This window comes from uncultured Draconibacterium sp. (genome assembly GCF_913063105.1).
Taxonomy (GTDB): Bacteria; Bacteroidota; Bacteroidia; order Bacteroidales; family Prolixibacteraceae; genus Draconibacterium.
In genome coordinates, this window is record NZ_CAJXYQ010000021.1 from 71,760 (window position 1) to 81,190 (window position 9,431).

General features: G+C 38.4%; 8 protein-coding genes. 4 read left to right on the forward strand and 4 right to left on the reverse strand.

Annotated features, from left to right (window positions below; all coding sequences use genetic code 11):
* Positions 1–61 precede the first annotated feature (61 nt).
* Positions 62–565, forward strand: a complete 504-nt coding sequence (locus tag QZ574_RS17075; protein WP_297091765.1) for a response regulator — start codon at positions 62–64, stop codon at positions 563–565.
* 63 nt (positions 566–628) lie between these two features.
* Here the strand turns inward: QZ574_RS17075 and QZ574_RS17080 are convergent, their stop codons facing one another.
* Positions 629–2,407 carry a peptide MFS transporter gene (locus tag QZ574_RS17080; RefSeq protein WP_297091767.1) on the reverse strand — a complete coding sequence of 593 codons (1,779 nt, stop codon included), beginning with the start codon at positions 2,405–2,407 and terminating at the stop codon, positions 629–631.
* Positions 2,408–2,611: 204 nt separating this feature from the next.
* Here QZ574_RS17080 and QZ574_RS17085 point away from each other — a divergent pair, with 204 nt between their 5' ends.
* Entirely contained in the window at positions 2,612–3,637 is a 1,026-nt protein-coding gene (locus QZ574_RS17085; protein ID WP_297091768.1) for a DUF481 domain-containing protein, read from the forward strand.
* Positions 3,638–3,770: 133 nt separating this feature from the next.
* Positions 3,771–5,282, forward strand: a complete 1,512-nt coding sequence (locus QZ574_RS17090) for an NAD(P)H-hydrate dehydratase (RefSeq protein ID WP_297091770.1) — start codon at positions 3,771–3,773, stop codon at positions 5,280–5,282.
* Between the two features lie 71 nt (positions 5,283–5,353).
* On the opposite strand, the gene QZ574_RS17095 is transcribed toward QZ574_RS17090, so the two are convergent.
* Positions 5,354–6,076 (reverse strand): peroxiredoxin, encoded by a 723-nt coding sequence (locus tag QZ574_RS17095; protein ID WP_297091772.1) that lies wholly within the window; start codon positions 6,074–6,076, stop codon positions 5,354–5,356.
* Positions 6,077–6,095: 19 nt separating this feature from the next.
* Positions 6,096–6,521: a transcriptional repressor gene (locus QZ574_RS17100; RefSeq protein ID WP_297091773.1), complete on the reverse strand. Its 426-nt coding sequence runs from the start codon at positions 6,519–6,521 to the stop codon at positions 6,096–6,098.
* A 197-nt stretch (positions 6,522–6,718) separates the two neighbouring features.
* On the opposite strand from QZ574_RS17100, the gene QZ574_RS17105 reads away from it, so the two are divergent.
* Positions 6,719–7,330: a CoA pyrophosphatase gene (locus tag QZ574_RS17105; RefSeq protein ID WP_297091776.1), complete on the forward strand. Its 612-nt coding sequence runs from the start codon at positions 6,719–6,721 to the stop codon at positions 7,328–7,330.
* Here QZ574_RS17105 and QZ574_RS17110 read toward each other — a convergent pair.
* Entirely contained in the window at positions 7,327–9,276 is a 1,950-nt protein-coding gene (locus QZ574_RS17110; protein ID WP_297091777.1) for a putative porin, read from the reverse strand. The genes QZ574_RS17105 and QZ574_RS17110 overlap by 4 nt on opposite strands.
* Between the last annotated feature and the right edge of the window lie 155 nt (positions 9,277–9,431).

The window sequence follows — 9,431 nt, forward strand, 5'->3', positions numbered from 1 at the left end:
TTTGAATATGCGATAATTATTGTATTTTTAAAAAAGAATATTCATCATAAATACTTGGGACGTGAATAAAAACTTACTGATTTATGTAGTAGAAGACAACAAGCTTTACCACAAGCTGGTGGTTGATTTTCTTCAGAAACAGGGATTGAAAAAAGTAAAATCTTTTTACAAAGGACAGGATTGCCTGGATGCGGTAAAAAAAGGAGAACATCCTGACATTGTTATTCAGGATTATCACTTGGAAGATTCAACCGGCATTGCAGTATTGCAAGCAGTAAAAAAAAGAAGCAAGCGTTCTGAATTTATTTTTTTAACGGCCAATGAAGATATGGAAGTGGCTGTAAACTCTATTAAATATGGTGCATACGATTACATTATTAAAGACAATGACATTGCCTTAAAAAAGGTTTACAGCAAAATTGGTAAAATATCGAAAATGCTGGAATTGGAAAAACGTAATCGTTTTATCAGAACAGCCATGATGATTACTCTTGCTGTGTTGGTAGCCATTGTAATTTTTGTTGCTCTGCACGAAATTTTCAATTTATTTGGATTAAAAACGTAATTAAACAAATACAAAAAAACAAAGGCGGCAAAATTTGCCGCCTTTGTTTTTTATATTTTATATCTATTTTGTAAGTCGTTCAAGACGTTTCATTATCGCAAATATAAATGCTGCAGAGATTAAACAGCACACCACAAAAATGGCCCACAACTGCCAAATTTCAATCTTCTCCCAAAAATAGCTACCAATACCCAGTAATTTATTACCAACAGCAGTAGCCAAAAGCCAGCCGCCCTGCATTAATCCCTGGAAGCGAGCCGGAGACACTTTAGAAACAAATGACAATCCCATTGGGCTTAAGAATAATTCGGCAATGGTTAATACCAGGTAGCTGTTCATTAACCAATAGGTTGATACGCGAGATGAGTCGGGTACCGGGTTTCCATTGAGCTCAAAAGGTGAAACAATATCAAACGAACCAATTACCATAATCAAAAAACCTACCGCAGCAATGATCATTCCGATACCAATTTTTCGGGGAGTAGAAGGCTCTTTTCCACGATCGGCCAGCCAGGTAAAAATACCAGATACCAAGAAGGTTAACGCCACAATAAACAAAGGATTAAATGATTGAAACACTTCGGGCTGAATATCGTTACTTGCCTCTGCCTGGTGATAAAACAGGTAGGTGATGGTTCCGGCAACAACAAACATTATACCGCCAATAACACGAGTCTTTAGCTCTCCCTTTTTTACCAGCAAAACCAAACCTGCTACTGTTCCGATAAAGGCAAGTATGTTCCACATATCAAAAAACAGGTAATTAAAAGCACCAACTGCTTTTACGGTATAATCTCTGGCAAAAAATGTCATTGTGAGTCCATTCTGGTGGAAAGACATCCAAAAGAATATAACCACACCAAAAACCAGGAGCAAGGCAATAATCCGTGGGCGTTCTTCTCTATTGGAAATCCCCAGAATCCAGGCAATAAAACCGGCAAATAAGCCAACTGCAAAACCAATTCCTGTGTCAATGTTAAAAACAAAAAATAATGCGGTTACAACTGCCATTACCCCTAACGACACAACAATCTTCATCGGTTTTATACCTTCAGTTTTATTCTCCGACTTAACTACTTGTTTGGTAGGCAGCAGCTTATTGAAGAAAATATAAACAACCAGCGATATAAGCATAGCGCCGGCAGCAACAGCAAAAGCATAGTTGTAACCACGGGCAAATACATCAATATAGTTTTGTGCAAAGGCAGCAAGGTCGGTTACCGGCCCGGTAGTACTTGCGTTGTCAGCTAATTGCTGAAAAGCTTCTGTGTCTTTTAAAGTCCCCTTTAACAATTGATGACAGAGGGCAGGCAAACTGCCATCGTGGTTTAAGCCATTTGTTTTTAACCACCAGTTACGTGCGCTATTGGCAGCAAAAGGTGCAAAAAAGGCTCCAATGTTAATACCCATATAAAATAACAGGTAGGCTTTATCGCGTAGTTTTTCATATTTTGGGTCATCGTACATTTGCCCAACAACCGCTTGCAGGTTGCCTTTAAACAAGCCATTACCAAGCGAAATAGTAAACAGAAAAATAATGGTTGGCGTTAAGCCCATTCCCGGGATGGCCATCATTATATAACCCAGAAACATAATAATGATACCCGACATGATAACCGTTTTGTATTTTTTGGTAGCGTCGGCAATTATACCCCCCAGCAGTGCTAATGCATAAATGGCAAAATAAAACCAACTGTAAATGCTCCCGGCAGTTTGGGCACTTACATCATATTTAGCCTGAAGGAATAAGACCAGAATCGCCATCATGGTATAGAAACCAAAGCGCTCCCCCATATTAGCAAAAAAGGCTACAATCAAGCCTTTAGGATGACTTTTAAACATAGATTTTTGGATTTTTTTAGATTAATACTTTCCCTATAATAGTGCGTTGACAAATATAGAAATCTTTTCATCTTGCACAACTTGATAAAGGTCAGGTTCAGCCAATTATAAAACAGGTAAAACTAATCTTGGATAGAAAAATCTTTATTTTATTGTAAAGCTTAATGAAATATCCTAAATTTTACCTACAAAAATCTAAACAGCGTGTATATCAAAAAAACAATACTTCTACTGTTCCTGATAGGTGCCTTTTTAAAACTGTTCTCGCAAGATGATAAAGTATATACCTCAAATGGAGATGTTCTGGTTGGCGAAATAAAATCGATGCAACGGGGAGTTTTAATTTTCGATACTGATTATGCTGATAAAAAATTTGAAATTGAATGGAACGAAATTGCAGGGCTAAGCTGCTCCCGAACATTACTGATATACACTACCAACGGCGAAAAATACAGAGGCGGAATAAAATTCATTCCTGATGAAGGCAGCAAAATTCAGTTGCAAACCATTGATGAAAACCTGACTTTAACATTAAATGATATAGTGGAAATTACTTCGTTCGAACAAAAATTTATCGACCGTGTAATTATTTCCATTGATGCCGGTTTGTCGTTAACCAAAGCAAATAATGTGCGCCAGTCATCGGCATCAGGAAAAATAAGTTACCGCGGAATAAAATGGTATTTGCATGCAAATTTTAGCAATGTTGGAACCACACAGGATAATGTTGACCCGGTTAACCGCTCGGAAGGCGGATTGGGTTTTACACGCGATGTGTTGGGCAATGCAATGATTCTGGGTGGAACTGAATTTTTAAGTAACAGCGAACAAATGCTCGACCTGCGCTCAACAGTGCGGGTAGGGTTTGGTTATTATATTATCAGAAATAACAAACTTTTTTTGCAGGCAGGCGCAGGTTTGGCATTCTCTCAGGAAAAATATGGCGGAGAAACAGCAACAAACCAGGGCAGTATTGAAGGACTCGGAATAACGGAATTTAATGCCTACGATACCGGCGACTTATCATTTCAGTTAAAACTCACCACTTATCCCAGTTTTTCCGAATGGGGCAGGTGGCGTATTGATTTAGATACCTCTTTAAAGTATGACTTGCCACTTGATTTTTATGTAAAACTCAGTTATGTTCACAATTTCGATAGCGATCCACTGGTCGACGTGTCGCAGAATGATTATGTATTTAAAACAAGTATTGGCTGGGAGTGGGATTAATTTACAAATGAAGTATTATACCCGGAATGCTGATTCGGCCAATAAAAACCGCATGTTTTTTAAAATTTAGGATGAATATACTATATCAAATAAATGTACGAACTCGTTTTTACAGCCATAAAACTGTTGCCTTATGAAATTATTTACCACAAAGCAAATAGCCGACCTCGATAAATATACCATTGACAACGAACCCATTACTGACATCGACTTAATGGAGCGCGCATCAATGCAAATGACAAACTGGATGATTCAAAATTTCTCAACCGAACACAGGCTGCTGTTTTTTGCCGGCCCAGGTAACAATGGTGGAGATGCTTTGGCCATGGCTCGTCAATTGGCTGATTTTAATTACCAGTGCGAAGTTTATTTGCTCGATTTTGGTAAAGACTTAAAGGGTGCTCCGCAAATAAACCGGAACAGGTTAAAAGAACAAAACAAAGTTAAGCTCACAACCTTAAAGTCTATAAATGATTTTCCGCAGCTTACTGAAAACGATATTTTGGTTGACGGGTTTTTTGGATCAGGATTGTCGAGGGCGTTGGAAGGATTGGCTGGAGACCTGGTAAAAAAAATAAACCAACAGTTAAATGTTGTTGTTTCGGTTGATATTCCGAGTGGGCTGATGGGTGAAGCGAACGAGGATAATATCGAAGATCATATTATTAGAGCTGATTTTACTCTTACACTGCAGTTTCCGAAAATTAGCTTTTTATTTGCTGAAAACGAACAATTTGTAGGCCAGTGGGAAGTTTTACCCATTAGTTTACACCCCGATGGAATTTTAAAAACTCATTCGCCCTATTTCTTTCTGGAACCATCCGATGTTATACAGCGCTTACCCCTGCGATCGAAATTTGAGCATAAAGGTAGCCTGGGGCATGCCTTGTTAATAGCGGGGAGTTATGGCAAAATGGGAGCCGCAGTGCTTGCTTCCAACGCCTGTCTGCGCGCCGGGGTGGGATTGTTAACCACGCACGTTCCACACATGGGGTATTCCATTATTCAAACAGCCGTACCCGAAGCCATGGCCAGTATCGATCAGCACGATTCGATGTTTACTTCCTTTCCTAACCTGGAACCTTTCTCGGCAATTGGTGTGGGGCCTGGTCTTGGACAAAAGCAAAATTCACAACGAGCTTTATGTGATTTACTCGAACAATCTGCGGTACCACTTGTACTTGATGCTGACGCACTTAATATTTTATCAGGAAACAAAAACTGGCTCGAAAAACTACCTGATGGCTGCATTTTAACGCCACATCCGGGCGAGTTTCGCAGATTAGTTGGCGAAACCCGAAGTTCTTTCGAAGCAATTAAGCAACAAATTGCTTTTGCGGTTCAATACCGATGCACGGTAGTTTTAAAAGGCGCCTGTACCTCAATTGCAACTCCTGAAGGTGAGCTATTTTGGAACTCTACCGGAAATCCGGGAATGGCAACTGCCGGAAGTGGCGATGCATTAACAGGAATAATTTTAGGATTGCTGGCCCAGGGAATGCCTTCGGTTGATGCCGCTATTGTCGGCGTTTATCTGCACGGAATGGCCGGAGACATTGCAGCTAATACCCAATCAGAATATGCATTAATTGCGGGCGATATTATTAACAATTTAGGAAAAGCATTTTTAAAAATTACATCGTAAAATAAAAGAAAAAAGGACACAACAGGGTTGTATCCTTTTGAAAATCGCCTAAGCGAAAGGTTCTACTTAAATTATTTTTTCAATACTTTTTTTAATACCTCGTCTTTATCGAGCTTTTTGGTACAGAAAAACCAATCTTTACACTCATCAATATTATCATCTTTACCATCCATACGGTCTTTGGCTGTTCCGCACGATCCGGCTGGCGAAATTATTACATCATCACCAGGACGCCAATCTGCCGGCGTTGCAATGTTAAACTCATCGGCAGTTTGTAAAGCAATTAGCACCCTGTATAATTCGTCGAAATTTCGTCCTAAACTAAGCGGATAATAAATAATGGTACGAATTACTCCTTTCGGATCGATAAAAAATACGGCGCGAACTGCTTTGGTGGTATCTTCGTTTGGCTGAATCATTCCATATTTTTTAGCCACATTCATGGTAATATCTTCAATCAAAGGAAACATTACCTCCACATCTTTCATTCCGCGGTATTCGATTTTCTCTTTTATGGTGCGCAACCAGGCAATGTGGCTGTATAAACCATCAACCGACAAACCTACCAATTTACAATTGGCTTCGGCAAATTGATCTTCCATCGTTGCAAAAGTCATAAACTCCGATGTACAAACCGGGGTAAAATCGGCAGGATGGCTAAAAAGAATTACCCATTCGCCTTTGTAATCACCGGGAAAATTGATTTCACCTTGGGTTGTTACTGCTTTAAATTCCGGAGCCTTATCGCCAATGCGAGGCATGCTCACTACTTCTTGTACTTGATTTTCTTCCATTTTTCTAATTTTTATTCAATTAACATTTATCAAAAGTTCCGTTTATCTGAAGAACAAAATCTTTAATTTGAAAACCCTTCAGTTTTTTATCTTTAAAATACTTATTCAGCAAAACGTTTAATTCTTCATCAACATAATCTTCAATTAAGTCGCATTCAACACAATACAGATGATGGTGATGTTCCATAACTCCATCGTATCGCATAACATCGCGTTCGGTAGTTACCTTTTTTACAAGCTTCTTTTTTACCAATGTATCAAGAACCTTGTAGACTGTACCAATAGCAATGTTTGGATGATTTTTTCGTATAAAATCAATTATATTTTCCGCTGTAGGATGATTATTTAAAACATAAATTGCTTCGAGTATTGCAATTCGCTGCGGTGTAATTTTTAGGCCCTTTTCCCTGAGGCGCATCCCTATGTCACTAATTTCTATTTTCAAAGCAAAATATCTAATTACGAATCATTCTCTTTTACTAACGTTTATTTTGAGATAATGTTTACTATAAGCGTTTTTTTTACTCCCGAATTAATAATTATCGTTCCCGGTTAAGGGCAGATTTCGGCACATATGCTTAACAATTACAATAGTTCTCTCAACTTAGAATTAAATAAGCCGGTATTTTTTATTTTTGCCTCATGCTTATCCATCCCGATAAAATAGAACTTGCGCTAAAAGGAGTGCTTCCAGGAGCTACTTCGCATTATAAAATGCTGCCACCGAACAGAATACTGGTTGCATCACCACACGAACAAGGGAAAGTAAAAATGAGTAGTGTTTTACTGTTGCTTTTTCCGGAAAAGAATGATTTAAAAGTTTGCCTGATAAAACGGCCGGCAACAATGAAGCACCATGCCGGGCAAATTGCATTACCCGGTGGTCGTATTGAGGAAAATGAGACTCCCAAAGAAACAGCAGTTCGAGAAACATACGAAGAAGTTGGCATACCTGCTGATCAGATTCGTATTTTAGGAACGTTGTCGCCTTTTTATGTTGAAGTTAGTCGCTTTCAGATAACTCCATTTGTAGGTTGGATAAGTAACAAACCAGATTTTAAACTCTGCCCTGCCGAGGTTGAGAAAGTGCTAATATTCCCGATTGAAAAGTTTAAAGCGCCTTATAGCACAGTGGAACTACAAACACTTACCGGCACTTTAAAAGTGCCTTGTGTAAACTATAAAGATGAAATTATTTGGGGAGCTACAGCAATGATCCTTTCAGAGTTTTCCGATTTACTTCAGAATATTTAATCGTAAAATGCCCACGAAACACCTAACCTAAATGTTGCCCTTGGCATGGGGTAATTTGGTGTAGTCATATAGGTTCCATCTAAAAAGTTGGTGCCAATATTTACCCACTTAAAGAAAACACGGGTACGCTTTAAACGTAAATTTGCGTATATATCAATGTAAGGATAGTTTCCGTATTCTGTTTCATTTTGCAGGTAAAATAACCCCGTTGATGGCGCATAAGCATCGGCGTAATATTTCGTATTGTACCGCATGTCGGCACCTATTTGGGTAAACATTACTTTTGAAATGGTAAACTGATAATAGGTATTTACAAATGCCGACCACTCGGGTAAATGCAGGTATTCTTTTTCTGACGACTTCTGCCATAAAACGCGGGTACGAAAATGAAAATTCCTGAAATTAAAGTCCTTATCTGCATAAACCGACATTACCAGTATTTCTGTTTTAGTTTGGTCTGGTATAGCTTCGTAGTTGTTATAAAGAAAATTATTGATTGCCGCATAATTGGCTGCAATTTCTAATTTTCGTTGCGGAACGTTAAATTTTGCCCCCATAGTAATTCGCTGTTCTGCATCAAAATCGTTATCCCATTTAAAATGGTTAGATCTAAAAGTTTCCTGAAAATAATCGGGCACAATATTCTCCAATGATCCGGTAAATACAACCGAAGCTGTTGAATCGCCCCAGAATGTAAATGGTTTGGCGATTATACCGTTTAATTCTACCTGCCCCGCATTTCTTCCGGCCATGTAAATTTTCCCATCAAAGTTCCACAACCAAAAACGCCCTTGCTCTCGGAATATTCCACCACCCAGATACAAATTTGAATGTTTAATATCAACGCGCTGGTGGGTAGAATCATTCACCTCAAATCCTGGTGTTGATCCCCGATAAATTTCATGGCCCAGAAATGCTCTTTTTCCGAAACTATATTTTCTGTTTGGATTTTCGTATTGTTTTAACTGAAAAATATTGCTAAGCCTGTTGAATTTTATGACATCCTTCGTATAGTCGGGCCCATAATATGTATTTTCAAAAAAGGTATTTGTGGTATCTTCTTCATCTAAAAATTCCTGCGTATACCTATCGTGTTCAGCACTATACATTATTCCAATTATTGGCCTGAACACATCAACACTGTCTACTTCATTAAAATCGTATTTCCCAATTCGATATTCGGCAGTAGTATAGTAATTTATGCTGTTAAATTTACTTTTACTTTCGCTGAGATTAACCGGCCAGTACTCCGGTTTTTGACCGTTAAAAATTATGGAATCGCTTGTTAAGCCCCCATTTTCACTGTTCTTAATAGAATTTGATATCAGACCTGCGTATACGTTCCATTGATCGCGGTTATAATTTGTATTTACAGCAACAAAATTATTTTTAGCATCCTGGGCACTATATTGTCCGTCTGATTTTTCCTGATTGGTTCTGAAGGTCCAATTCCAAAACGGACTGACATTTTGGGAATGTATTACATCAAATCTGGTTTCGTTATTTTTTGATTTATTCTCGCTTTGACTAAAATCGAAACGTGTATAGGGTGTTGTTGTATTAAGGTACTTTACCTTTTCAGGAGTGAGGATATAATCCTGTCGCGATTGCAAAAAGAAGAAACTGGTTTGCTGCCCGCGTTGAAAGAAATTGTTCGTCATTCCTGGATTCCCATAATTACCTGTATAAGTTGCTGTTATTGTGTTTTTAAATACAGGATGATAAATATGAGAATAATCGTGTAGTGTGTCCAGTTGTGTAGAATCCTGAAAGGCACCATTTCCTTTTAGGTACCATAACTTCACTTTCGATTCTATTTCCTTTTCTTTTACAACTTCATCCTGTCCTTCCTGCAATTTCATGCCCTCACGAGGTTGGGCCTTAAGCAAAGCAGGAAAAACGATTAAAATCGCCATGGAGAATATAGTAAAGCGTGCTTTCAACATACACCTAATTTTAGCACAAATCTAAAAAAAGACTTGAAGCGGAACATCTTTGTTAAGTACTTTTTACCTTAATTAACATCAATAAAAAAGGCCCATGCTCATCAGAACACGGGCCTCAATAAAATTGGCAGCGACCTACTCTCCCACTTTTACGC